This is a genomic window from Bradyrhizobium sp. USDA 4503 (assembly GCF_054055815.1).
The window spans coordinates 4,357,061-4,379,754 of record NZ_JBSRXS010000001.1 but is presented as its reverse complement, the minus strand read 5'-3'; the positions used below and the strand labels follow the sequence as shown (position 1 = coordinate 4,379,754).

At 59.3% G+C, this 22,694-nt stretch carries 18 protein-coding genes; 13 read left to right on the top strand and 5 right to left on the bottom strand.

Translation table 11 applies throughout. The features are described from left to right. Positions 1 to 30 precede the first annotated feature (30 nt). Positions 31 to 1,326 (top strand): glycosyltransferase family 4 protein, encoded by a 1,296-nt coding sequence (locus ACVMIH_RS21170; protein WP_057017389.1) that lies wholly within the window; start codon positions 31 to 33, stop codon positions 1,324 to 1,326. Here the strand turns inward: ACVMIH_RS21170 and ACVMIH_RS21165 are convergent. Both ACVMIH_RS21165 and ACVMIH_RS21160 read right to left on the bottom strand, forming a co-directional pair. Then, positions 1,262 to 2,539, bottom strand: coding sequence for an acyltransferase family protein (locus ACVMIH_RS21165; protein WP_456855351.1), 1,278 nt, complete (start codon positions 2,537 to 2,539; stop codon positions 1,262 to 1,264). The genes ACVMIH_RS21170 and ACVMIH_RS21165 overlap by 65 nt on opposite strands. Then, positions 2,536 to 3,735: a polysaccharide biosynthesis/export family protein gene (locus ACVMIH_RS21160; protein ID WP_057017391.1), complete on the bottom strand. Its 1,200-nt coding sequence runs from the start codon at positions 3,733 to 3,735 to the stop codon at positions 2,536 to 2,538. The genes ACVMIH_RS21165 and ACVMIH_RS21160 overlap by 4 nt, the downstream gene beginning before the upstream one ends. A 549-nt stretch (positions 3,736 to 4,284) precedes the next feature. On the opposite strand from ACVMIH_RS21160, the gene ACVMIH_RS21155 reads away from it, so the two are divergent. From ACVMIH_RS21155 to ACVMIH_RS21135, 5 genes are all read left to right on the top strand, one after another. Beyond that, positions 4,285 to 5,661: an O-antigen ligase family protein gene (locus ACVMIH_RS21155; RefSeq protein WP_456863238.1), complete on the top strand. Its 1,377-nt coding sequence runs from the start codon at positions 4,285 to 4,287 to the stop codon at positions 5,659 to 5,661. A gap of 44 nt (positions 5,662 to 5,705) precedes the next feature. After that, positions 5,706 to 7,670, top strand: a complete 1,965-nt coding sequence (locus ACVMIH_RS21150) for a hypothetical protein (protein ID WP_456863236.1) — start codon at positions 5,706 to 5,708, stop codon at positions 7,668 to 7,670. A gap of 247 nt (positions 7,671 to 7,917) precedes the next feature. Further along, positions 7,918 to 8,901 (top strand): GNAT family N-acetyltransferase, encoded by a 984-nt coding sequence (locus tag ACVMIH_RS21145; protein ID WP_225158756.1) that lies wholly within the window; start codon positions 7,918 to 7,920, stop codon positions 8,899 to 8,901. 120 nt (positions 8,902 to 9,021) lie between these two features. Next, on the top strand, positions 9,022 to 10,092 hold the full coding sequence (locus ACVMIH_RS21140; RefSeq protein ID WP_456863233.1) for an NAD-dependent epimerase/dehydratase family protein: 1,071 nt from the start codon (positions 9,022 to 9,024) through the stop codon (positions 10,090 to 10,092). 17 nt (positions 10,093 to 10,109) lie between these two features. After that, a complete protein-coding gene (locus ACVMIH_RS21135; protein ID WP_057017395.1) occupies positions 10,110 to 11,429 on the top strand; it encodes a DUF4910 domain-containing protein in 1,320 nt (439 codons plus the stop codon). Between the two features lie 4 nt (positions 11,430 to 11,433). Here ACVMIH_RS21135 and rfbC read toward each other — a convergent pair whose 3' ends face one another. Continuing rightward, positions 11,434 to 11,964, bottom strand: coding sequence for a dTDP-4-dehydrorhamnose 3,5-epimerase (gene rfbC, locus ACVMIH_RS21130; RefSeq protein WP_456863230.1), 531 nt, complete (start codon positions 11,962 to 11,964; stop codon positions 11,434 to 11,436). A gap of 208 nt (positions 11,965 to 12,172) precedes the next feature. Here rfbC and ACVMIH_RS21125 point away from each other — a divergent pair, with 208 nt between their 5' ends. The 6 genes from ACVMIH_RS21125 (at position 12,173) to ACVMIH_RS21100 (ending at position 18,071) form a co-directional block, all read left to right on the top strand. Then, positions 12,173 to 13,462: a methyltransferase domain-containing protein gene (locus ACVMIH_RS21125; RefSeq protein ID WP_456863227.1), complete on the top strand. Its 1,290-nt coding sequence runs from the start codon at positions 12,173 to 12,175 to the stop codon at positions 13,460 to 13,462. Continuing rightward, a complete protein-coding gene (locus tag ACVMIH_RS21120; RefSeq protein WP_057017398.1) occupies positions 13,459 to 14,253 on the top strand; it encodes a glucose-1-phosphate cytidylyltransferase in 795 nt (264 codons plus the stop codon). Before ACVMIH_RS21125 ends, ACVMIH_RS21120 begins: the two co-directional genes overlap by 4 nt. Positions 14,254 to 14,258: 5 nt before the next feature. Then, entirely contained in the window at positions 14,259 to 14,912 is a 654-nt protein-coding gene (locus ACVMIH_RS21115; RefSeq protein ID WP_456863225.1) for a PIG-L deacetylase family protein, read from the top strand. Positions 14,913 to 14,980: 68 nt separating this feature from the next. Then, complete coding sequence (locus ACVMIH_RS21110) at positions 14,981 to 16,033, top strand: hypothetical protein (RefSeq protein ID WP_456863222.1); 1,053 nt, start codon at positions 14,981 to 14,983, stop codon at positions 16,031 to 16,033. Continuing rightward, positions 15,996 to 17,567 (top strand): lipopolysaccharide biosynthesis protein, encoded by a 1,572-nt coding sequence (locus ACVMIH_RS21105; RefSeq protein ID WP_456863219.1) that lies wholly within the window; start codon positions 15,996 to 15,998, stop codon positions 17,565 to 17,567. Before ACVMIH_RS21110 ends, ACVMIH_RS21105 begins: the two co-directional genes overlap by 38 nt. A 15-nt stretch (positions 17,568 to 17,582) precedes the next feature. Further along, on the top strand, positions 17,583 to 18,071 hold the full coding sequence (locus tag ACVMIH_RS21100; RefSeq protein WP_456814868.1) for a hypothetical protein: 489 nt from the start codon (positions 17,583 to 17,585) through the stop codon (positions 18,069 to 18,071). Between the two features lie 17 nt (positions 18,072 to 18,088). On the opposite strand, the gene ACVMIH_RS21095 is transcribed toward ACVMIH_RS21100, so the two are convergent. Together ACVMIH_RS21095 and ACVMIH_RS21090 are read right to left on the bottom strand one after the other, a co-directional pair. Next, positions 18,089 to 19,603, bottom strand: a complete 1,515-nt coding sequence (locus ACVMIH_RS21095) for a hypothetical protein (RefSeq protein ID WP_456863216.1) — start codon at positions 19,601 to 19,603, stop codon at positions 18,089 to 18,091. A 140-nt stretch (positions 19,604 to 19,743) separates the two neighbouring features. Further along, the gene (locus tag ACVMIH_RS21090) at positions 19,744 to 20,877 is read right to left on the bottom strand and encodes a glycosyltransferase family protein (RefSeq protein WP_057017404.1); all 1,134 of its coding nucleotides are present in this window, start codon (positions 20,875 to 20,877) and stop codon (positions 19,744 to 19,746) included. 594 nt (positions 20,878 to 21,471) lie between these two features. Between ACVMIH_RS21090 and wecB the strand changes: the two genes are divergently transcribed. Next, a complete protein-coding gene (wecB, locus tag ACVMIH_RS21085; RefSeq protein ID WP_082653799.1) occupies positions 21,472 to 22,689 on the top strand; it encodes a non-hydrolyzing UDP-N-acetylglucosamine 2-epimerase in 1,218 nt (405 codons plus the stop codon). Positions 22,690 to 22,694 lie beyond the last annotated feature (5 nt).

The window sequence follows — 22,694 nt, the reverse complement described above, 5'->3', positions numbered from 1 at the left end:
CTGTCGACGTCGGCAGGCAGGTTTGGATCGATGCACTCAGACCGCCTAAATATTCTCTTCGTGTCACAAATGCCTGCGAGCCCGCCGCGGATCGGCGCGCAGGCACGTATGCACGGTTTGATGACGGAATTGGCTCAGCGCCATGACCTGACGGCAGTCATGCTCGTGGATGACGAGCACGACATCGAGGAATGCCGAACTGCCATGCAGGCCTACTGCCGCAAGGTGGTACTCGTGCGTAACCCGTTCGGTCGCGATGGGATGCCGAAGCGCCTGCTTCAACTCCGCTCCCTGGTATCGCCCCTCAGCTTCGAGCGTTTGCGAATCACGGCAGACGTCGTGCGTCAGACGCTGGATGACTTGCTTGGGTCGACGCGCTTCGACGTGGTTAATCTCGAGTTCACGTTCCTTGGTCACTACGAACTGCGCAAGGCGCCGGCAGGAGAAAAGCTTCCGGTATTGGTCGTGGATTCTCACAATATCGACTACGACCTTGCCCGACAGTACGCCCAAAGCGGCGACAGCTTGTTTCGTCGCCTTTATTCCGAAGTCAATTGGCGCAAGCTTCGGAAGGAGGAGCTCGGGACCTATCGTGACGCGGATGGCGTCTATCTGTGCAGCGCTGCTGACGAACGACGGCTGCTTGAAGAAGTGCCGGAAGCCAGGACTACTGTCATTCCCAATGCCGCGGATATCGAGTTCTATCGCCCGCGTGCCGACGATCCGAAGCCCGACGGGCGCACTGTCGTGTTCTTTGGCCTTTTGTCATATGCACCGAATGTCGACGGTGTCATCCACTTCATCAATGATATATGGCCGCGCATCGCGGCCAGCCATCCGGATGCGCGTTGCAAGATCATTGGCGGGTCGCCGCCCTCCGCCTTGTTGGCGCTGGCGGGTCCGCGAATCGAGTTCACCGGCTTCGTGCCGGATCTGAGGCCGCATCTTGCCGAGGCGGCGGTCGTCGTCGTCCCTCTGCGATTGGGAGGCGGGACACGGCTCAAGATTGTCGAGGCTATGGCGATGGGCAAGGCAATCGTCTCGACAACCCTGGGCGCCGAGGGGATCGAGGCCATGCCGGATCGTGACATCATGATCGCGGACGATGTCGAGAGCTTTGCCGCCCGTGTCAGCGGCTTACTGGGCTATGCCGATCGCGCTGCGGATCTCGGACGTTCCGCGAGGCATTTGGCCGAAAGCAAGTATGCCTGGAGTTCAGCAGCTCGCGCTCTCGAGGGCTTTTACCGTACGAGGCTCGCCATCAGTTGCGGTACGGATGGGAAGGCGCCAACGTTTCGCCAGCAGCAACGGCGCGCCGAGCGTTGAAGAACCGCTTCAGGTCCAGGAAACGCTTTTCGACGAATTCATAGCTCAGATAAGCGATCAGCAGCGAGACGAGTGCTCCCGCTGTCGCCTGTATTGCCACGGCTGCGCTGTGAGAGCCGAGCCATTCGCCGAGTGCCAGTTCGGTTCGGTGAGTCACGAGATAGTACGATATAAAGTGATGGTAGACGTACAGGCCGTAGCTATAGGTCCCGAGAAACATCAGCGGTCGGCTGCAGAAAAGGCGCGATACCAAGGAACGCTTTGGCGCAACAAGCACCCAGATGAGGAGACAAGCCAACAGCACGGTGATGATGGAAGACCGAACCGGAAGTACGAAAGCGTTACCTTGGTCGGTCACCAGGCGCGTCCAGATGAAAGTCAGGGACAGCAAGCCAAATGCAGTGGACGCAACGTATGGAAGGACGCCTACAAGTCGCTGAAGTCCGCCCGGTTGTCGGACCACCACGGCGAGGAAGGCGCCAAGGGCCAGACCGTCCAGGCGAAACGGTGTCAACACGTAGGTTGTCCACCAGCTAAGTCCGGCCAAGGAGCCGCCCAGGCGAGCGAGCATCGCAGCGACCGATAGGCCGAGGCTGACCGCAATCAACTTTCTCGGTTGCTTCGCGACCAGATATACGACGAGCGGCCAGAAGAAATAGAAATGTTCTTCGATGCAAAGCGACCAGAGATGCTCCAGATATGAGAATGACCAGTCACCGTTCCATGCGATGTAGACGTTGACTCCGTACAGCCAGGCCCAAGCCTGACGGTCTATCAGATAGTCGAGGGTCGGACCACGCAGCGGGCTCAAAAGCGGAGCGACGAAGAAGACAAGCGCAAGCACGCCATAATAGAGCGGAAAAATGCGCAGCGCGCGCCGTATATAGAAATTGCGAAAGAAGTTCGGCTCCTCCCTTGAATCATAGAGGATGCCGGTGATGAGAAAGCCGGACAGGACGAAGAACAACTCGACGCCATAGGAGCCGTAGTTGGTGATTCCGACGACGATTTTCTCGACAGCGTTGGTCGGCAACGTATTGCCGCCGAAGTGCAGTAGCATCACCATTGCGATGGCAAGTCCCCGCACGCCGTCGAGCGCAGGAATGTGTCCGTGAAGGCGGGGCCACCAGTCGCGGACTGTTGCCTCGGCGGATTCGGTTGCCGGCAGCATACCTGCCGCGCGAGCCGATTCCGCCAGGCCAATTGTCGTCATCGGGACGACGTAACGATGGTTGTCGCGCCAGAGATGCTGCCGTTGGCGAGTCCCTTCAGCGTGTAGGCATCGATCCCGGCGACGATTGGATCGCTCACTGTGCCGATGATCATCCGCAGGTAAGTCATGAACTTTGTCGCTTCGACAGAATTTGCGTTGGACGCGAAGATGACATCTTTATTCCGCATCTCGAATTCTGTCGCGATGAAGTAGCCGCCGGGATCTCTCAAATCGAGAATATAGATAACGGGGACAAGGGGTCCGCTATAGCGAGTGCAGTCGACGCCGAGCTGCTTGGCAACTTCGCGTGGCTCTCCTCGGTAGATAAACACGGATCCAGGGTCGGCGTGATCATCCTTGAGGCCGCCTGCCTTCGCCATGGCCTCGGCCAGTGTCAGGCGCCAGGCTCCAAACGAGAACTGCCCCTGTTGCCCGGAGGCGCCCATCGCGAGGAAGGTTTGCGGCTGCGTGAATACGTAGACCGTATCTTGGGGGCGAACGAAGATGTTGTTTGCCGGTTGGCTGAGCAGCGATCCGAACGGTGCGGTACCCTGCCGGCCGTCGCGTTCGAGGGTCACCCAGGTATCGAAGCCGGGATTCTTGGGGCCGCCCGCACGCGTGATGATGTCGAGCAGCCGCTCGCCGCTGGCGCTTGCGGGCAAGCGTGCAGGCGTTCCGACCTCGCCCAATACGCTGATGGACGTTGCCTTCTGATCCACCAGCGCAACCACTGCCTGTGGTTCGATCGCACGGTCCTGCAGGGACTTCACGATCGCATTCTGGACTTCCTCCGGCGTCCGGCCCGCAGCGCGGATCGAGCCACCATACGGAACCGTGATGTTGCCTTTGTAGTTCACGGCCTGATTGGGCAACGTGACGTAATTTCCCTGACGTGTGCCGGCTTCGGTTGGAGTAAACAGGCCACCGGCCATCGATTCGAACAGCGTCACGCTGACCGTGTCGCCGATGCCAAAACGAATCTCGGGCGGACCGCGGCGATCCGTGAAAACGCGGTCGATCCGCCTGGAGTTGCGCACGAGGACCCTCTCGGTGTCAGCCGTGAGGCGCACCAGAGCATAGTGCACGCTTTCAGGGTCGGTCTGCCCCGCGCGGACATACGAGCTTGCCGGTCCCGAGGTCGGCATGGTCGAGCAGCCAGCGAGCGCGATTGTCGCTGTGATGGCCAGGGCGCCCAATAGGCGGCCACCACCGAGACGCGAGGAATTGCCAGCCGAATGCGCCGGCGTCACTTCGCGAGTGGTCAGGCGCGGCGTTCGTTGACTACTCTTGCCTGCACTTCTCGGCACGACATTGGACCCTGGTTAACGAAGATTAGCGAACGGAGTCTTGGTAAACGCCGGTCTCTTCTTCGCGCTTGCTTGCGCGCCGCTTGCGGTCGTCGCCGTCCGGCATCGACCGCCGCACCGCCGGACACAGGCTCGGAAGAAATTTGCGCGAGTAAACATGTGCTTACGCGGCATCCACAATTTCCCGCAATATCAATCGACCAGGCGAAACAGCCCGCCCTGTGCGCCACGCTAGGGGACAAGCGTTAACGAAGCGTTCACTATAAAAATTCAGGAAAGATTGACTTATCGTTGGTGTTCGGAGCCGTGTCTGAGTACGTGTTGGCGCCAGTGCCATTGAGAGGCTGATCGTATCGCTGCGTGGCCCCACGATCGGGCAAGGCGGGCGAGTAACGATCAGCGTGCTGCCTTGGCGACTGGAGTTGACGGGCACCGAGCATGCACGAAGCCGTATTGCGTTCTCAGCGACCAGGCTTGGCGGCCCCGTCCGATCGGGTAATCGATAGATACGCAATCATCCCGCTGCTGGCTTGTGTCTACGCCACGATTGCTTTTCCCCTGATCCTCGTGACCTGTAGTCCGACGGACTCGGCTTGTCTTTTGGAAGCTCGACCAGAGAGCAAATTCTTTTGGCCGATCCTGTCCGCAGTCGCGCTCGTCGTTGCGCTGCGCAATCGGTCGCGACTCCGCTTTCCGCCGATCCTGATCATACTGTTTGCCTATCTTGCGCTGGCGGGGGCGAGCGTTGCCTGGGCATTCAAGCCGGAGGCTTCGGGGATCAGATTTGCGCAGCAGGCCATGATCATTGCCTCGATCGCGCTCCCGGCGATCGTTGCAACTCGATCGACCGACCTGCTGCGCGGCTTGTTCTGGTGCTTCTTTATCGCTGCCGTGCTGAATCTGCTGTTCGTCATGGGCCGGCCGCCGATCGATGTGAAATTCGCCACATGGGGCTATCCGGGCTATTTCTCGGGCAAGAACTATCTAGGCGAATGCGCTGCCGTTGCATTCCTGCTTGCGCTACATGAACTGCTTCATCCCGGACGGCGACGGATTCTCGGCATCGTTACCGCGCTGATGTCTGTTGCGCTGCTGCTGCTGAGCAATTCAAAGACGGCACTTGCACTTGCGGTGCTTGTCCCGGCGTTCGCCTGGACCTTGCTCAAGCTTTCCAGGGCTACCCGCGTTCCGGTGTGGGTGATTGTCGTATCGATACCGATTTGCTGGATGGTCTTTTCGTTCGTCACCGGCTTCAGCATGAATCGCGTGTCGTACATGCTGTATGGCGATTCGACCTTCACGGGCCGTACCATCATTTGGGATTTTGCAAATATGCAAATCGCAAAGAAGCCGCTGCTGGGCTGGGGTTATCAGTCGTTCTGGCTGGTTGGGCCCGACGCGCCGAGCATCGTGGAAGCGCCGGGCTGGGTCAAGGAGATGCCCAACGCCCACAATGGGTATGAAGACACATTGCTTGAACTAGGCTATGCGGGATTTTTCCTGCTTGTCGCGTTCATCCTTGCGACGATACACGGCATTGGTCGCCTGGCGCGTTTTGATCTTTCGCGGGCATGGATCCTGCTGTCGATCGTTCTCTACGTTGCCATTACCAACGGTCTCGAGAGCACGTGGATGCGTGGCTTCGAAATGCTGTGGGTCGTGTTCGTTATAGCCGCGGTTGAAGCTGCCAGATATTGGGGACAGGCGCGTCCCGCGGCCAGCTTGCGGATAGCCAGGCGTCCAGCAATGCGGCGCACCCACGGATCGCGGTTCAGGCCGCCGTCCACTGCCGTCAACGTCGTGAGGTCACGCTAGCAGGCGCGAAGCCGGTCGGTTCGGCGCTGCAAGTCAGAGGATGCATGTTCAACCGGAAGGTCATCGCGACGCGGCGCAACCCTGATCACGAGACGCTGCGAGCCGCCCCGCGGCGGCGACCTTGGCGATGTTTGGCTGCAACGATGATCTTCGTTGCATGCTCAAGCCATTCGTCCGCATTTGCTCTCGATTCGATGGAGATACTGCCCTCAGATCGCGCGACCACCTGGCAACCCGGCCTGATGGCCGAGGGTAGTATACCCTCTCGAAAAACCATCTGCGCGACGCTGTCGCCTCGTGGCGGCACACTCGATGACGCTGCGGTAATCCAGGGCGCAATCAACGCATGTCCGGTAGGGCAGGTCGTGCAACTGTCCGCGGGACGGTTTCTGATCAATGGCGGCAACTTCCTGCTGCTCAACAAGGCAATCACGCTGCGCGGCTCCGGTCCGGGCCGGACGATGCTCGAAAAGCAGGATGGCGCGAAACCTTTTAATGACACAGTCGGTGCCAAGCCGTCTCCGCTGGTCGTGGTGGGACCGTCGCTTTTCTCCAGCACGAGCGATACGGTCAATGCCGTGCGATCGGCGAGCCTTCGGAATGATGCAATAAAGGGCGAAAAAACCGTCGAGGTCGACGATGCTGCAGGCTTCGTGCCTGGACAGATCGTGCTGCTCGACGAGGCGTCGGCCGCTGATTGGCGTGTCGACCCGCAGGGGCGAGGGGAGATCTGGGCGTCGGAAGATTTCAGGGTTGTCTGGCAAAAGCACAAACCTGCAATTCAGTTTGTCGACGACTTTGCACCCGATGCGTTTCCGTCGACGTCACACAGCGCTGGATCGTGGTTCGGGAGACCTGATCGGCCTGTTGCCGAGATCAAGGAGATCAGCGCCGTCTCCGGTTCCAGGATCACCTTCACGACCCCAATTCACATCAGCTATCGGAAAGCAAACGCAGCTCAACTGTCACGGTTCGCGCAGCCGCATGTGAAGCACGCGGGCGTCGAAGATCTGGCGCTCAAGGGGGGCGACGCGGGCAATCTTCGCTTCAATTGGGCTGCTTCTTCGTGGGCGAAGAATGTCGACAATTCGGTCTGGCACGGCGAAGGCTTTGCAATTCACAGCTCCTTCCGGGTCGAACTGCGCGAGTTCTACGTGCACGACGCGGCCTGGGCTCAACCCGGCGGAGGCGGATATGCCATTAGCCTTTCCGCCGGATCGTCGGAAGTTCTGATCGAGAATGGAATTGCCGTGAGGGCCAACAAGCTGGTGGTGGCGCGTTCCGCCGGGGCCGGTTCGGTGGTCGGTTACAACTACATGGACATGGGCTACATCAATACCAATGGAGCCTGGATCGAGACCGGGCTCAACGCCAGCCACATGGTGGGCGCCCATCACGTCTTGTTCGAGGGCAACTACGCTCAGAACGCCGACAGCGACGACACTCACGGCAACAGCATCTATCACACGTTTTTCCGCAACTATCTGCGCGGCGTCCGGGCAGCGTTCGACAATCAGGCTGGCGGGACGATCGATGATGTGTCGCAGCCCCGCAATGGGCCGCGTCGCGCCGCTGGTCTGATGGCATATTCCTACTGGATGTCTTTCATAGGAAACGTGCTCGGGGTTCCCGGTCAGATGGACGGCTGGTCGTATGATACTCGTTTTACCGACGCAAAGCCCGGCGTCTGGATGCTCGGCTGGGACGCCGTGGAGCCATATCCGACGGACGCAAAGGTTGCGACGTCCACGATTCGATATGGCAATTTTGATTACCTCACCAACAAAACGCACTGGGATTCCGGAAGCGAGGATCGCGCCTTGCCTGCTTCCATGTACCTCACAAGCCGCCCCCCGTTCTTCGACGCCGGGCGCGGATACGAGTGGCCTTGGGTGGACCCGGTCGGAGAGACGAAGCTTCATGTGCTTCCGGCCAAAGCGCGCTATGACGCCGGCACACCGTTCGTGCAGCCAAATTTGGATGGATCGGCACGCAAAAGTTCGCAGTGAGCACACGCCTCGTGGGCAATGATTAAATATGTTTTGAACAGGCGCGGTATTGCGTCAATGCGTCACCTGACCGACGCCGAGCTCGGAGGCTAACTAGGCGAGCGCCCCGATTTAAATGCTGCAGACGTCGTTAACTACAATAGAAGCTAAGGCCTTCTGATCCGCGCGGACCTTGGGCATTTCTGCACGTTTTGGTTTAATCAGATTGCCGATTCGCTATCCGGTTAGTCTCCGGAAGAGGAATTTGATGCGCAAATCGGTCTTTCACGAGGATTGGTGGCTGGATGCGCTGGCTCCCGGTGGCTGGCGCGAAGTCACTTGTTCGCGTGGCGGGCGCGTCGTGGGTTCTCTCCGGTTCGTCACGCGTACTGAAGGCGGGATGAACATATGTGAGATGCCTCAGATCACGCGCTTTCTCGGACCGACGGTCACGCTGCAGTCCGGCAAGACGGAAGCGCGCATGCGGTTGGCGCATGCGGTCATCACTGACCTGCTCAAACAGGTCGCGGATTTCGATCACGTCGAGATGACGCTCGATACCGGGTTCAGCGATGTGGCCGCGTTCCTCGCGTGCGGCTACGAGGTGCGCGCGCATCCGACTTTCATGCTGAAATGCACGATCCCCCGAGACGAGCTCTGGTCGGGATTGCGCGACAAGACAAAGAACGTGATACGACGCGCGCGGGAACGGCTCGCCATTCGCGAAGTCACGTCCCCAAAATACTTCGTGAAGTATTACCAGGCCAACCTGGAGGGCGCGAAATCGTATTTCGACCTCTCTCGATTGGAAGCTGTCTATGCCGCCGCGAGCGAGCGACAGCAATGCAAGATCCTCGCGGCGGTGGACTCGAACAACAACGTCCACGCCCAGGTCTTCTTCGTCTGGGACCACAAGTTCGTGCACTATTTCCTGTCATCGCGGGACAGGAGCATTGCGCATCCAGGCGCAGTAAGTCTGCTCCTCTGGAGTGGCATCGAGCTGGCGCACGAGCGGGGCCTTCATTTCGATTTCGATGGCGGAATCGAAAACGAGGCGCGATACAAATTCGTTGTGGCGTTCGGCGGAGAACTGGCCAATCGCTTCGACGTCAGCCGCTCCACCACACGTTACCGGCTTCACCGGCAACTACGCAGAGTTCCCCAAGCGCTGCTGCGGCGTCTCTCGCCTGGCGCCGCTACCGGCGACGTCAACGATCATGGGGTACGGCTCAACCATTTTCCGTCGTCCTGAGCGGATCGTTCCCGCAATTTCAGGCGCGCCATTAACTAAGGTTTTACAAACACGTGCATCAGCGGGCGATTTTGAAATAAGTAGGCGAGATAGAAACAGAATAAATTTGGAGGCGTTTAGATGCGCGTTCTCGTGAGCGGACATCTCGGCTACATCGGAACAGTGCTCACCCCGATGCTACGGCGTGCCGGGCACGAAGTCGTGGGCCTCGACAGCGATCTGTACTCTCGCTGCACATTTGCAGAAGGCGGGTCGATCGTGGATGTGCCGGCCCTTTGCAAGGACACGCGAGACATCGAACTTGCGGACCTGAAGGCTTTTGATGCGGTCCTGCATCTTGCCGCGCTGTCGAACGATCCGCTCGGCAATCTGAGACCCGGCCTTACCGACCAAATCAATCATGTAGCCAGCGTGCGCCTCGCGCAACTGGCCAAGCAAGCCGGTGTGCGACGGTTCGTGTTCGCGTCCTCCTGCAGCAACTACGGCAAGGCGGGCGAGGGCATGATCGACGAAACCGGAGCGCTCAACCCGGTGACTGCTTATGGCGAATCCAAGGTGCAGTCGGAGCGCGATATTGCCAGCCTCGCCGGTGACGGATTTTGCCCGGTCTACCTGCGACCCGCAACGGCTTACGGCGTATCTCCCCGGCTCCGATTCGATGTCGTGCTGAACAATCTCGTTGCCTGGGCGGTGACAACGCGGAAGATCCTCTTGAAGTCGGACGGCACGCCCTGGCGGCCCATCGTTCACATCGAGGACATCTCCCGCGCCTTTATCGCGGCGATGGAGGCTCCCGAGGCGGCGGTGTTCAATGAAGCTTTCAACGTCGGCCAGACGGCGCACAACTACCAGATCCGCGATCTCGCGAAGATCGTCGCCGATGTTGTCCCCGGTTGTCAGATCGAATTTGCCGATGGCGCCGGTCCCGACACGCGGTCCTATCGCGTGAGCTTCGAAAAGATTCGAACCCGGCTGCCGGAGTTCAAGCCGCAATGGGATGCGAAGATGGGCGCGGAGCAGCTCTATAAGGCCTACCGGGTCTCGGGCATCACGCTCGAAGAGTTCGAAGGTCCCCGGTATCAGCGCATCAGCCACGTCAACAAGTTGCTGGCGGACGCCGTGCTCGATGCGGATCTCCGCCATGTAAAGTCGAGGCGGAGCGTCGGGCAATCGGCTCTCGCCGCGAACTAATACACGCGCCGATCGATTTGACACACCAGGAGGACGGCGTGTCGGCGGCAGACGATGGCACGAGTTCAGGCGCAAAGATCTTTGCGCTTGCCCAAAAGATCTACCCGATCTGCCGCAGCATTACCGGTAACGGTGTGCGGCAGACCCTTCGAGAGATCGGTGCGTACATCTCCCTTGATGTCCACGAGGTACCGACCGGTACACCCGTTCTCGACTGGGTCGTGCCACGTGAGTGGAACATCCGGGACGCGTACATCAAGGACCCGCGGGGCCGGAAGGTCGTAGATTTCAACGAATCGAACCTGCACGTCATGAGCTACAGCGTGCCGGTGCGCCGCACCATGTTGTTGGACGAGCTTAAGTCCCACATCTTCACATTGCCCGATCAGCCGGACCTGGTCCCCTACCGAACGTCTTACTACCAGGAAAACTGGGCTTTCTGCATGGCCCACCGACAGCTGGAGCAACTGCGGGACGATAGCTACGAGGTCGTGATCGACTCGACCCTCGCCGACGGGCATTTGACCTATGGTGAGTATTTTCACCGGGGAGAGTCAGACGACGAGGTGCTTCTGTCGGCGCATGTTTGCCATCCCTCGCTTGCCAATGACAATTGTTCCGGTCTGGCCCTGCTTGCGGAACTCGCAAGCCGCATCTCCCAGATGCGAACGCGATACAGCTATCGGTTTCTCTTTGCGCCGGGAACGATTGGCGCGATCACCTGGCTCGCCCGCAATGAGCATCGTGTGTCTCATATCAAGCACGGCCTCGTGGTATCAATGGTCGGAGACGGCGCCGGTCCGACATACAAGAAGAGCAGGCAGGGCGATGCCGAAATCGACCGTGCAATGTTACACACGCTGCAGCATTCCAAACTGACGCCGACGATTTTGGCGTTTTCGCCCTACGGCTATGATGAGCGGCAATACTGCTCGCCCGGGTTCAACCTGCCAGTGGGATTGTTTCAGCGCAGCCATTTCGGTGCCATCCCTCAGTATCATACCTCGGCCGACGACCTGAGCTTCATTCGGCCGGAGCACCTCGGGGAATCCTTCCGCATCATTTCCGAAGTCATCGACCTGCTCGAAGGCAACCGTAGCTACTACAACACGTCGCCGAAAGGCGAACCGCAGCTGGGTAGACGCGGACTCTATGGTGCGATCGGCGGCGACAAGGACGCTGCTGCAGCCAACATGGCGATGCTGTGGATTCTAAATCTGTCCGACGGACATCATTCTCTGCTTGATATCGCCAGGCGTGCCGACCTGCCGTTCCCGGTCATTCTGACGACAGCAAAAGTGCTCGAGCGCCACGGGCTCCTCGCGCCTGTGCGGTAAGCGTTCACGCACCCCGAAGCGGCCAGTTCAGGTCCTTATCGGAGATCGTGCTGACGGCCAGAGGCCAGCTGATGCCGAACATCGGGTCGTCGTATCGGACGCCGCTAGCAGCCGAAGGCTCGTAGAACTCCGAAATCAGGTAATTGACCTGAACGTTGTCGCTCAAGGTTTGAAAGCCGTGTGCGAACCCCTCGGGGACGTAGAGCTGCGAACCGTTCTCCGCTGAAAGCTCGAAGCCGCGCCATTGACGAAAGGTCGGCGAGCTCGCACGCAGATCGATGATGACGTCCCAAATCGATCCGTTCAAGCAGCGCACGAGCTTAACTTCGCCGTGCGGCTCATTCTGAAAGTGCATTCCGCGCAATGTTGCCTTGCGCGAGGAGCTCGAGACGCTGTGCTGGGGAAATCTGGTCACGAGCCCATGTGCACGAAACTCGTCTTCGCAAAACGTGCGCGCGAAAAAGCCGCGCTCATCGTGTGCAGGCTCGACTTTGACGAGCCACGCTCCGTCAAGTCCTGTTGCTTCAAAGCGCATGGGACGTATCCACTCCCGACCGAGAGGCCAATTGTCGACGACCAGTTCTATACAATTTTACTAAAATTTTCAGCAACTGCGTGGTTTACCTTGTTGTTCGATATCGCTTCATATTGTTCGCTTTCATACGATAAAATTCAATCTAACGAGCCCGATTTAAGCGCCGGCAATCTCATATTCGGCAATCCTATATTCATGGTACGGCCCAATGAACGCTCACTCGAGATTCGAATCGATTCGGTCGAAATCCTCTCACGGTAACTGCCGTCTGTGCGGCGCGACGTTGAAATCGACGTTTGTCGACCTGGGGATGTCGCCTCTCTGCGAAAGTTTTCTCACAGCCGACCAGACCGACGCCATGGAGCCGTACTACCCGCTGCACACCGTGGTTTGCGGGTCCTGCTTCCTGGTGCAACTCCAGGAATACGTTAAACCGGAGCATATCTTCACCGAGTATGCCTACTTCTCGTCTTACTCGACGTCGTGGGTGGAACATGCGCGGCGCTACTGTGAGATGATCAAGGCCAGGCTGAGCCTTGGTGCCGAGAGCCGCGTCTACGAGATCGCGAGCAACGACGGCTACCTGTTGCAGCACTTCCTGCCGCTCGGGGTGCCGGTCACGGGAATCGAGCCGGCGGCCAACGTGGCCGAAGTTGCTAGGCAGAAGAACGTCCCGACAATGGTCGAGTTCTTCGGCCTGGAGCTGGCGCGGAAGCTGGTGTCAGATGGCAAGCGCGCCGATCTGATTATCGGCAACAACGTGCTGGCACAGGTTCCGGATCTAAACGATTTCACCGCCGGAATGGCGTGCCTGCTCACGCCGAAAGGCGTGATTACGCTCGAATTCCCGCATCTTGAGCGGCTCATCGACGAAAATCAGTTCGATACCATTTATCACGAGCATTTCTCCTATTTCTCGCTGGTCACGATCGATCGTCTGGCGCGGCGGCATGATCTGAAGGTTTTCGACGTCGAGCAGATCTCAACGCATGGCGGCTCGCTTCGCGTCTATCTCTGCCGCGCCGATGCGACTCACGCTGTCTCCGCCGCGGTGACCGCACTGCTGGCCCATGAGCGTCGGATCGGCCTGGAAGACATAGGTCAGTACGAGCAGTTTACATCGCGGGTTCATCGCACCAAGCGCGAACTGCTGTCGTTCTTGATCGCGAGCAAGAACAAGGGCGCGCGGATCTGCGGCTATGGCGCTCCCGGCAAGGGCAACACGCTGCTGAACTACTGCGGCATCGGTACGGACTTCCTCGACTTCACCGTGGACCGCAACCCCTACAAGCACGGCCGCTATACACCGGGAATGCACATTCCGATCCTCCCAGTCGAAGCCATCGACGAGGCTCGTCCCGACTACCTGTTCATCTTGCCCTGGAATTTGAAGAGGGAAATCGTCGCGCAAATGCGGCATGTCGCGGACTGGGGCTGCAAGTTCATCGTTCCGATTCCTAACGTCGAAATCATTGATCCGCGTGAGGTTGCGCCATGAAGGTTGTCCTTTTTTGCGGCGGTCTCGGTACGCGGATCCGCGAGTATTCGGAGAGCATACCGAAGCCGATGGTCCCGATCGGCCATCAGCCGATCCTCTGGCATGTGATGCAGTACTACAGCCAGTACAATCACAATGATTTCATATTGTGCCTTGGCTACAAGGCGAACGTCATCAAGGATTACTTCCTCAATTATCGCGCGACTGCGAACAGCGACTGCGTGATTTCGGAGTATGGCAAAAAGGTCGAGTTGATCGGCGAACATCAGCCGGACTGGCGGGTTTCGCTGGTGGATACGGGGACATGGCGCAACATCGGGCAGCGCTTGCTGGCCGTCCGCCATCTCGTCCAGGACGAGGAGATTTTCCTTGCGAACTACAGCGACGGGCTGACCGATGCGCCGCTGCCGGACATGATCCAGAAGTTCAAGGAAAGCGGAAAGATCGGCTGCTTCGTGGCGATCCATCCACCGATCAGCTTCCACCTTGCCGAGTTTGACGCCGAGGGGTCGGTGCAGCGGATTCGCTCCAGCCAGGAGTCCGAGATCTGGATCAACGGCGGCTACTTCATCTTCCGCAACGAAATCTTCGACTACATCAAGGAGGGAGAAGAACTCGTCCAGGAACCGTTCAACCGCTTGATCGAGGGCGGTCATCTCATGGCCTATCGCTATGAGGGTTTTTGGCGCGCCATGGATACCCTGCGCGATAGACAAGTGTTGGAGGACATGGTGGAGCGCGGCGACACGCCGTGGCGGCTGAATCACTCGTCGGTAGCCAGCGCGGCATAACCGGAATGAGAGCATTGCAGCTTGCCAAGCCCGGAGACCGTCTGTCGATCCTGTGCCTTGGCGCCCATTCGGATGATATCGAAATCGGCGCGGGAGCGACGCTGCTGGATCTGATCGAGCGGGGTATCAAGCTGGACGTGCATTGGTGCGTTCTAAGCGGTGGCGCCATACGGGAGGCTGAGGCGAGAGCGTCGGCAGCTGACTTCTTGTGCGAGGCGGCATCCGCGAATGTCGAGGTGCTGTCATTTCCCGACGGAGTTTTCCCGGAAAGGGGAGAAGCCATCAAGGAATGGTTTGAATCGCTGAAGCGGCGGGTCGAGCCCGACGTCATTCTGACGCATCGCAGGGATGATGCTCATCAGGACCATCGTCAGGTCTGCCGCCTGACCTGGAACACGTTTCGTGATCATCAGATTCTGGAATATGAGATCCCGAAGTGGGATGGGGACTTCGGTCAACCCAACGTTTACATGCCGGTGTCGGCGGCGGCGCTCGATCGTAAGATTGAACTCCTGCTCAAGCATTTCGGGACGCAGCGATCCAAGCAGTGGTTCGATGCGGACACCTTTCGCGGCCTCGCACGGATTCGGGGCATGGAGTGCAGGGCTACGGAACGCTTCGCCGAGGCATTTTTTGGGCGAAAGTTGACACTGATCTGACGATGGTTGCGCGGATGTCACGCAGCCGGTGAATTTCTGATTGCAGGGTGTATCTCAAGGCGCACGATATGAGCACGCTATTTTCAAGCATCTTTCGCGCTGGTGACCTGGTGGAGGTCAGAAGCAAGGAGGAGATCCTCGCGACGCTGGATGCCAACGCTCGCCTGGAGGAAATGCCCTTCATGCCCGAGATGCTGAAGTATTGCGGCAAGAGGCTTCGCGTCGGCAAGCGAGCTCACAAGACCTGCGATCCCGCGCTCGGTATCGGCGGGCGCAAGATGCTGAACACGGTCCATCTCGAGAACATTCGCTGCAACGGCGCGGCTCATGACGGCTGTGAGGCGGCCTGTCTGATATTCTGGAAGGACGCCTGGTTGAAGCCGGCGGGCGAGAAAACGCCGTCGCCAGATGGCGCTGACAAGCCGTTCAGGTCAGGCGGCTGCAGCGAGGATACGCTGTGGAGCACGATCAAGCATCCGCCGAAGGTCGGCGAAACCGAGCCGACCTACGTTTGCCAGAACACACAGGTCAAATTCGCCACGCAACCCCTGAAGTGGTGGGATCCGCGTCAGTATGTCGAGGACTACACTTCGGGTAACGTTCGGTTGCAGGACCTCGTCGCCGGATTGACTTTCTCGGTCTGGCGCACGGTCACCGAAGCAGGGCTCGGCATTGGCACCGCGATGCGCTGGATCTACGACACATTCCAGCGCATGAGAGGTGGCGTGCCTTATCCGATCAGGCCCTTCGGTGTGCCGGAGGGTAGCAAGGTCCCGCAGTCCCGGCTTGATCTGCAGGTGGGCGACGTCGTGCGCGTCAAGCCGTACAAGGACATCCTCGAGACACTGGACTGCAATTACCGCAATCGCGGCCTGTATTTCGATCCGGAGATGGTGCCGTTCACCGAGCACGAGTACGAGGTCGAGAGGCGTCAAAAGCAAATCATCGACGAAGGCTCATGCAAGATGGTCCGTTTTAAGACGGACGCGATCATCCTGAAGGATGTCGTGTGTGAGGCGCGCTATGCGATCTGCCGCCGCTTCTGCCCGCGCGCCATCTATCCCTATTGGCGAGAAATCTGGCTTGAGCGGGTACCTCAAGGCCAGAATCCAGCGAATTGAACGGGAACGGCGCGTGCATCGGAGCGAAAGTACCGATCAGTATTTTGCGGACAACAAGCCATATTCTGGCCTTGGCCGCAGGTCGCTGCACAGCGGCGTAGCGTTCATTGCTGCGCGTGGACTGAATATCTTCGTTCAATTGGCCTCGACGATCGTGCTGGCGCGACTGCTCGGACCGCACGATTTCGGGTTGGTGGCCATGATGCTGGCCCTGATCGGCTTCGCGCCCCTTTTCGTCGATCTCGGGATGAGCGAGGCCTCCGCCCAGCGGCGCAGCATCTCACGAGCCGAGGTCAGCACGTTGTTCTGGCTGAACGTTCTGATCGGCGTCGTGCTGGCTGTCGTGCTGGCTGCGTCCGGTCGGTGGATAGCGCGTGCCTTCGGCGAGCCATCGCTCGCGGGCATGGCGTTGGCATTGTCGGTGACCTTCCTGATGATGGCCTTGTCGACGCAACACTATGCGCTGATGCGTCGGGCAATGCAGTTTCGCCGCATCGCGATGATCGACATATCGGCGAACATCATCGGAAGCGCTGCAAGCGTCGGACTGGCGCTTTCGGGCTGGAGCTACTGGGCGCTGATCGCCAAGCCGATCATAACATCGGCCTTGACCGTCGTGGGAGCCTGGACCGCCTGTCGATGGATCCCAGGCAGGCCCGGACTTACGCCAATGGTCAAGGAACTGCTGCGGTTCGGGCTGGGAGTCACCGGCTTCACCATGACGGATTACTTCGCTCGTTCAGCGGACAGAATCGCGATGGGGTATTTCCTCGGGGCGGGGCCGCTTGGCTATTTTCAGAACGCCTTCACGATCTACAACAACCTGCTGTCGATTCTCAGTGAGCCGCTGCATAACATCGCGGTTTCGGGACTGAGCAAGCTCCAGCACAGTGCGGCCGAATTGAAGCGTTCCTGGGAAGGCGCGCTTTCATTGCTTTGCTACTTTTCGGGACCTGCCTTCGCGGCCCTGGCCGTGAGCGCTCATGACATCGTGATCGTGCTTCTCGGAGAAAAATGGTCTCCCGCGGGCCCCCTGCTCTGTATCCTCGCCATTCGCGGCATTGCAGACTGCATCGAGCGAACTCTCGGTTGGGTCCATGTCGCTGTCGGGCGTCCAGATCGGTGGATGCGATGGGGCATCTTCAGTGCAATCTGCCAATTGGTTGCGCTTGCAGCTGGACTGCCGTTCGGCGTGATCGGAGTGACGATCGCCTACACGGTCACCATGTTCGTGCTGTTCGTTCCAGCGCTGGTCTACGCCGGCAGGCCTGTCGGGATCACAATCGGGGACGTCCTGCGCGAGACAGCGCCGCAGACCATTGCTGCGCTGGTCGCCGTCGCGGTCGCCTCCTCGATACAGGACGCATTCCTGCAGGAATTGCCGCGGTTGCTGCGAATTCCCGTCGCGAGCGTGATCTGTGTGACGGCCTACCTGACCGTCGTGATCGGGGTCTTCAGGATCACGCGGCCACTGCAACTCGCGTGGTCGTTGCTACGCGACTTCGGCATTGTACGACTGCAAGTCAACTCCTGATCCTGGATTACGCCCATGACCTCCGTTGAGCGCTTCCTGATTAAGTTGGACACCTGGCCCGCCGGGGCATTCCTGAGGATCGGCCTCGGCCTTTGCATTCTGCCGGTGTTCCGACTGCTGTCCGGCGGCGACGATCGTATCGTCGTCGCGTTGACGATGTTTCTCGCCCTGCTGCTCGCGCTTCGCCTTGTGCCGGCCGTGTGCCGGCGTGTTCTTCCGTTTTCGCGCGAAGCGAAAGATCTGTGGTTCAAGCGTCGCAATCTTGGCAAGAGGTACGATTCCTACCAGTGGCAAAAGCTGTTCTGGATGGGCCTGGGCATGCCGCCCTACGCACTGATCTCTGGTGGATTGGGGCGCGGGGAAATCGTGCTGCTTGCGATCTGTACGATCGGCGGCGGAGCAGGGTTGCTGCTTTGGCGTAGGACCGGCCAGCTCGGCGTCGGTGCCGCCACTGCGAAAGCGACGAAGTTGCCGCCGGCCGCGGTCGCGTCGACGCCGCCCTAGGACCGGGCCGCCCTACATTATGGGAGCTTGCGGCACTCGGTGAACCTGTCGCCGTCCGGCGTTTCCGCCCTCTCGAGGCAATGAGCCTTATCGGTAACCTTGCCGGCTACGACAAAGTCGTAGGCCTGGTTTTTGAAGACCAGCACGTAACGGCCGGGTGAGAGGACGAGATCTGGGTTCACTGGCTGCAGCTCGACCATCTCGCGGCTTTCAGGGACCGGCGCTACGGTCAGGTCGACGGAAACGGACCGGATAGCCCAGGCATCGTTGGCCATAGCGACTGCCGGTGACGACGGTGTTCGTGCCACCTGGGCGAGAATGCGCAATTGTGCGTTGTCGGGCGCGCTTGTCATAAGCTCGCGCTGATACGCGACAAACGAAAGCGGGCCGTGCGGCACCACAACCGTGCCCGGCTTCGTGGTCAATACCGACACGGCGATCCGGCTGTCGGGAAGGCGGATGTTCATCGGCTCGAGCCGGATCATCCGCCCGATGCTTGACGCAAAAATCCCATATGTCGTCGGCAGTGAACGTGCGGTTGGTGCGGGCGCGGCTGCTTCGATCGGAGCACGATGTACGAACGTGGCAATTGCCGGTTTCAGCTTGCGTCTGCTTTGCGGTGGCGACTGAACGGGCGTCGCGTTCGAATGGCTGACAACCTGGGGTGTTGTATTGAACACGGATGCAACATTGCCTCGCATGAGCATTCCGGTGCCAATCGCCAGCAGAGCCGCTGTCGGAGCAAGGAACCACACAAAGTTGCGCACTTTCCATTCGCTGGTGATGGAACGTCGGTCTCGCGGCGAGCTCTGAAGTTCTTCCGCGATCAGCTTGTCGATCAGTATGATCTGCGGTTCCTGCACCGCGACGCTCGCCTCGGCAATGCTGGTGTGCACGGGCGGTTGCACTGCTAGACGGATTGACGCCGGCGGCACCGAGTTCGGACCTGGGTCCGCGGCCGGACTGAATCCCTCTCCTTCATCTGCTTCAGGCGTGTACGAGGCAACGGCTGAGCCGGCATGCGAGTCCGGTGGCGCTGGCTGCGTGTCGTTGTCGGATTCCTCCGCTGAAGCATCGTTTGGATCGGCCGCAGAGGAGACGGACCGGTCGTCTGGTCCGGCATCAGGCGGAGCCACATTTGTCCAGCGGCCGATGTTCTCCGCGGCCTCATTCAGGCGCAGACTGACCTCATCCTGCGGGAGCACGATCGGCTGCAGGTGTTCCAAGTCGGGGACCGGGTGGGCTTCATTCGTCGGCCCACCGCCTGGCAAGCTCGGATTGTCGCCGAGGATCGTCGGTTGCTTGTCGGTCGGACTGTCTGGCGGCGGCTCGGCGGGATTTCGTTCCGGATTTACGGGCTCGCGCAGGCGGGCTTCGACGAATTGCGTCCAGGCGCCACGCCGTCGCAGAGGTGCAGCAAGCCTGTCTGCCTGACGTGGCAAGGGCGGCGCATTGAGGATGGCCGCCTGAGCCGAGGGGAGCTGACTGGAGCGTTTCATGCCTGGATACGCAGCTTGACGTTTGTCCGCCATTGCGGACGTTCGCGACACCCTGGCGATCATATGAAAAGGATCGCCTACCTGCCGGGATGTAGCAGCCGCCGCTTAACAGGCCGTTAACCATAAACCGGCGGAAACGCCGCATTGCTCCGCACTGCGCGAGGGCGACGATTTCAGGCGGCCGCTGGCAGCTCAAAGGATTCGGCGATCTGGCGCAGACGGTTGGCTCGTGCGCGCATCTGATCGGTATGAGCAATACCGAGGATGTCGAATACCGTCTGTATGCGGTAGAGCCAATCGTGCCTCAGCGCGGCTTCCCGGACGTTTGCGTTCTGAACCGCTCGCAGTCGCGCCGGGTCTGCGTCCAACGCTTCGAGGATCTGGCAAATGTCGGACGAATCGAAGGGTACATGAATGACGGCGTCGGGCCAGTCGAACTGCCGTGCAAACTCTTCGGTGCGCGGCGCTTCTCCAACCATCACCGCCCCGGCTGCAGCGCCTTCATAGTAGCGAGCGGAAATCTCATCACGGCCGGCCGTGAATTCCGGGTTGTTGACGTGACTGCGATTGGCAATGAAATAGCGGCTGCGCTGCAGGATATTCGCAATCATGATGCGGTGTTCTTCCGGATTGTCGACCCGGAACGTCCTTTCTTTTCGGTTCGAACCGCTCGCCGCCACAGTGTCGTAGTAGTAGAAGAAGCGCTCTCTCTCGGCGCCGGCCAGCAACGCGGCGTGGGTCGTCGCCGAACGACGCCCGATGTTGCACACGGCGATCGATCGCTGCTGCTCGGGCCTCGGCGCGAACCGCTCCACGTCGACCGCCAGCGGCAGATAGCTGCACGGTCGACCTGCTATTCGCGCAATCTGCGGTGCGCAGTGATGCAGGCCGACGAATATATGATCAAATCCGGACAGGAGCTCGACCAGATACTCCGGGATGTCGTCTGCCCAGACTTCAGTGATGAAGCATGCGGCCTTGCGACACCGTTTGCGCCAGTCGGGAATCGCAGCGAGCGAGTGAAGTTGATACGCATTGCTGAAGATCGGGAAGAACAGTTCGTAATCACGTTGCAGCCGCAGTTGCGGCGGGGAGGGTGCCAGCACACCTGCCAGTTTGGTCGATCCTGATGCAAGGCGCGTCCACTTGTAGACCCGTCGCGAGAACTCCAGCGCAGCGCGATTTTGAACATCGAACTGATCGGCGCGCGCCATCGCCGCCAAATTGTCCTCGAACTCATAGCTGAGGCAAAATGCAACAAGATCGGAAATCCGACGCTGCGAGAGGAGTAAAACCTTGCCTTCCACGAGGCGCTGCCTCCGACCTATCAAATGCCGGAAAGTGCCGGCCGCACGACTTCCGGAATCTCTCGACCAGGAGCGAGTTGCGCGTTGATCGTCGTCACGATGCGCGCAATGGCGCCAATCAACGCTAGTCCAGATACGCTATTTAATCTTGTTTTGTACAAGTTTTCCCGAAATTGGATAATGGCGAGCCTGTGGAGTTCATTGCACGCGCATTGGCATTCCCGCCGTGCCGTTGCGAATGCAAGCACGAGGATGCATCGGCGAAGATTTGCGAACGGTACAGCGAATCCGCGTTAACCTGGAGAAGTTAAATCTGGAACTCGCTGGCAGTAGCGAAGAACGTCAGCGGACAATGAGTGAGTGCGCGTTAACCCGAAAAGGTTAAATCTGGAACCGCCTGACAACAGCCGGCTTCGATGATGCGCAACGCGCTCTGCGGCAACTCCGAGAATTAGCTATAAATTTCATTTAACATGTGCCGAGCCAACGTTGGCGATGAACGCGTCGGGAAAATCCGGTAGCGTGCCGCATCATTTCGAAACGACAAAAATATTCAACACGGCAAATCATTGAACACAGGCGGCGTCGGGGTTCATGCGTATTCTTAGCGTATTTGGTACTCGTCCAGAGGCGATCAAAATGGCACCGCTTGTGCTTGCGCTGGGCGAAGCAGAAGGAATTGATACGCGCGTCTGCGTGACGGGCCAGCATCGTCAGATGCTCGATGATGTGATGTCGGCCTTCTCGTTGAAGGCTGACTACGACCTGAACATCATGCGACCGAACCAGTCGTTGAGCGAAGTGTTCAGTGCGGTCATGACCGGAATCGATCCGATCATCGCCGACTACAATCCGGACTACGTTCTTGTACAGGGCGACACCGCAACCAGTACGGCGGCTGCACTTGCCGCGTTCTTCCGGTCGGTCAGTGTCGGGCATGTCGAAGCGGGATTGCGAACCGGCAATCTCATGAGTCCATGGCCGGAGGAGGCCAATCGGCGGGTCACTGCCGTCGTTACGACGAGGCATTATGCACCGACGTCGCGGGCGCGTTCTGCCCTGCTGAAGGAGGGGTATCCGCCAGACGCCGTCATTGTCACCGGCAATACCGTGATCGACGGACTGCTTCGTATGGCTTCAAATATCTCTCAACCGGGCGAGCTTCGTCGGTCGCTTGAAGCGAAATACTCATGGCTCGATACCTCGAAGCGGCTCATCCTCGTGACTGGACATCGGCGCGAGAGCTTTGGATCCGGGTTCCGGCAAATCTGCGAGGCATTGAAGACGATCAGTCGGCGGGACGATATTCAGATCGTCTATCCCGTCCATTTGAATCCGAACGTGCGCGGGCCGGTGTTCGACCATCTGCGCGATGCGTCGAATATCTTCCTGATCGAACCCCTTAACTATCCCGAGTTCGTCTACCTCATGACGCGTTCGTATCTCATCCTCACGGATTCCGGTGGAATTCAGGAGGAGGCGCCGGCGCTTCGGAAGCCCGTGCTTGTCATGCGAGATACCAGCGAGCGCATGGAGGCCGTTGACGCCGGCGTCGCTCGCCTGGTCACCACCGACCCGGTTCGCATTGTTGCAGGCGTCGAGCGCCTGCTCGATGTGCCAGCGGAGCACGAAGCCATGTCTCTCGGTGCCAATCCGTTCGGTGAGGGACGCGCCAGCAAACTGATCGTGCATGATCTTCTGAATGTCCGTCGGCCGAAACATCCAGCTGATGGCATAGCGAGCGTCAATCTTTTGTCGAATGCCGAGATGCATACGAAACCGCCGTCGCCGGTTCCCCAACCGGCCCACTGATCAAA

Bases quoted from the DNA above. Each gene is read 5' to 3' on its own strand.
- ACVMIH_RS21150 (WP_456863236.1), top strand. From the start codon at position 5,706: ATGTTCAACCGGAAGGTCATCGCGACGCGGCGCAACCCTGATCACGAG.
- rfbC (WP_456863230.1), bottom strand. From the start codon at position 11,964: ATGCGCTTTGAAGCAACAGGACTTGACGGAGCGTGGCTCGTCAAAGTC.
- ACVMIH_RS21100 (WP_456814868.1), top strand. From the start codon at position 17,583: ATGACCTCCGTTGAGCGCTTCCTGATTAAGTTGGACACCTGGCCCGCC.
- ACVMIH_RS21095 (WP_456863216.1), bottom strand. From the start codon at position 19,603: ATGGCGGACAAACGTCAAGCTGCGTATCCAGGCATGAAACGCTCCAGT.
- ACVMIH_RS21125 (WP_456863227.1), top strand. From the start codon at position 12,173: ATGAACGCTCACTCGAGATTCGAATCGATTCGGTCGAAATCCTCTCAC.
- ACVMIH_RS21110 (WP_456863222.1), top strand. From the start codon at position 14,981: ATGAGCACGCTATTTTCAAGCATCTTTCGCGCTGGTGACCTGGTGGAG.
- ACVMIH_RS21170 (WP_057017389.1), top strand. From the start codon at position 31: ATGCACTCAGACCGCCTAAATATTCTCTTCGTGTCACAAATGCCTGCG.
- wecB (WP_082653799.1), top strand. From the start codon at position 21,472: ATGCGTATTCTTAGCGTATTTGGTACTCGTCCAGAGGCGATCAAAATG.
- ACVMIH_RS21165 (WP_456855351.1), bottom strand. From the start codon at position 2,539: ATGACGACAATTGGCCTGGCGGAATCGGCTCGCGCGGCAGGTATGCTG.
- ACVMIH_RS21155 (WP_456863238.1), top strand. From the start codon at position 4,285: ATGCACGAAGCCGTATTGCGTTCTCAGCGACCAGGCTTGGCGGCCCCG.
- ACVMIH_RS21120 (WP_057017398.1), top strand. From the start codon at position 13,459: ATGAAGGTTGTCCTTTTTTGCGGCGGTCTCGGTACGCGGATCCGCGAG.
- ACVMIH_RS21140 (WP_456863233.1), top strand. From the start codon at position 9,022: ATGCGCGTTCTCGTGAGCGGACATCTCGGCTACATCGGAACAGTGCTC.
- ACVMIH_RS21115 (WP_456863225.1), top strand. From the start codon at position 14,259: ATGAGAGCATTGCAGCTTGCCAAGCCCGGAGACCGTCTGTCGATCCTG.
- ACVMIH_RS21145 (WP_225158756.1), top strand. From the start codon at position 7,918: ATGCGCAAATCGGTCTTTCACGAGGATTGGTGGCTGGATGCGCTGGCT.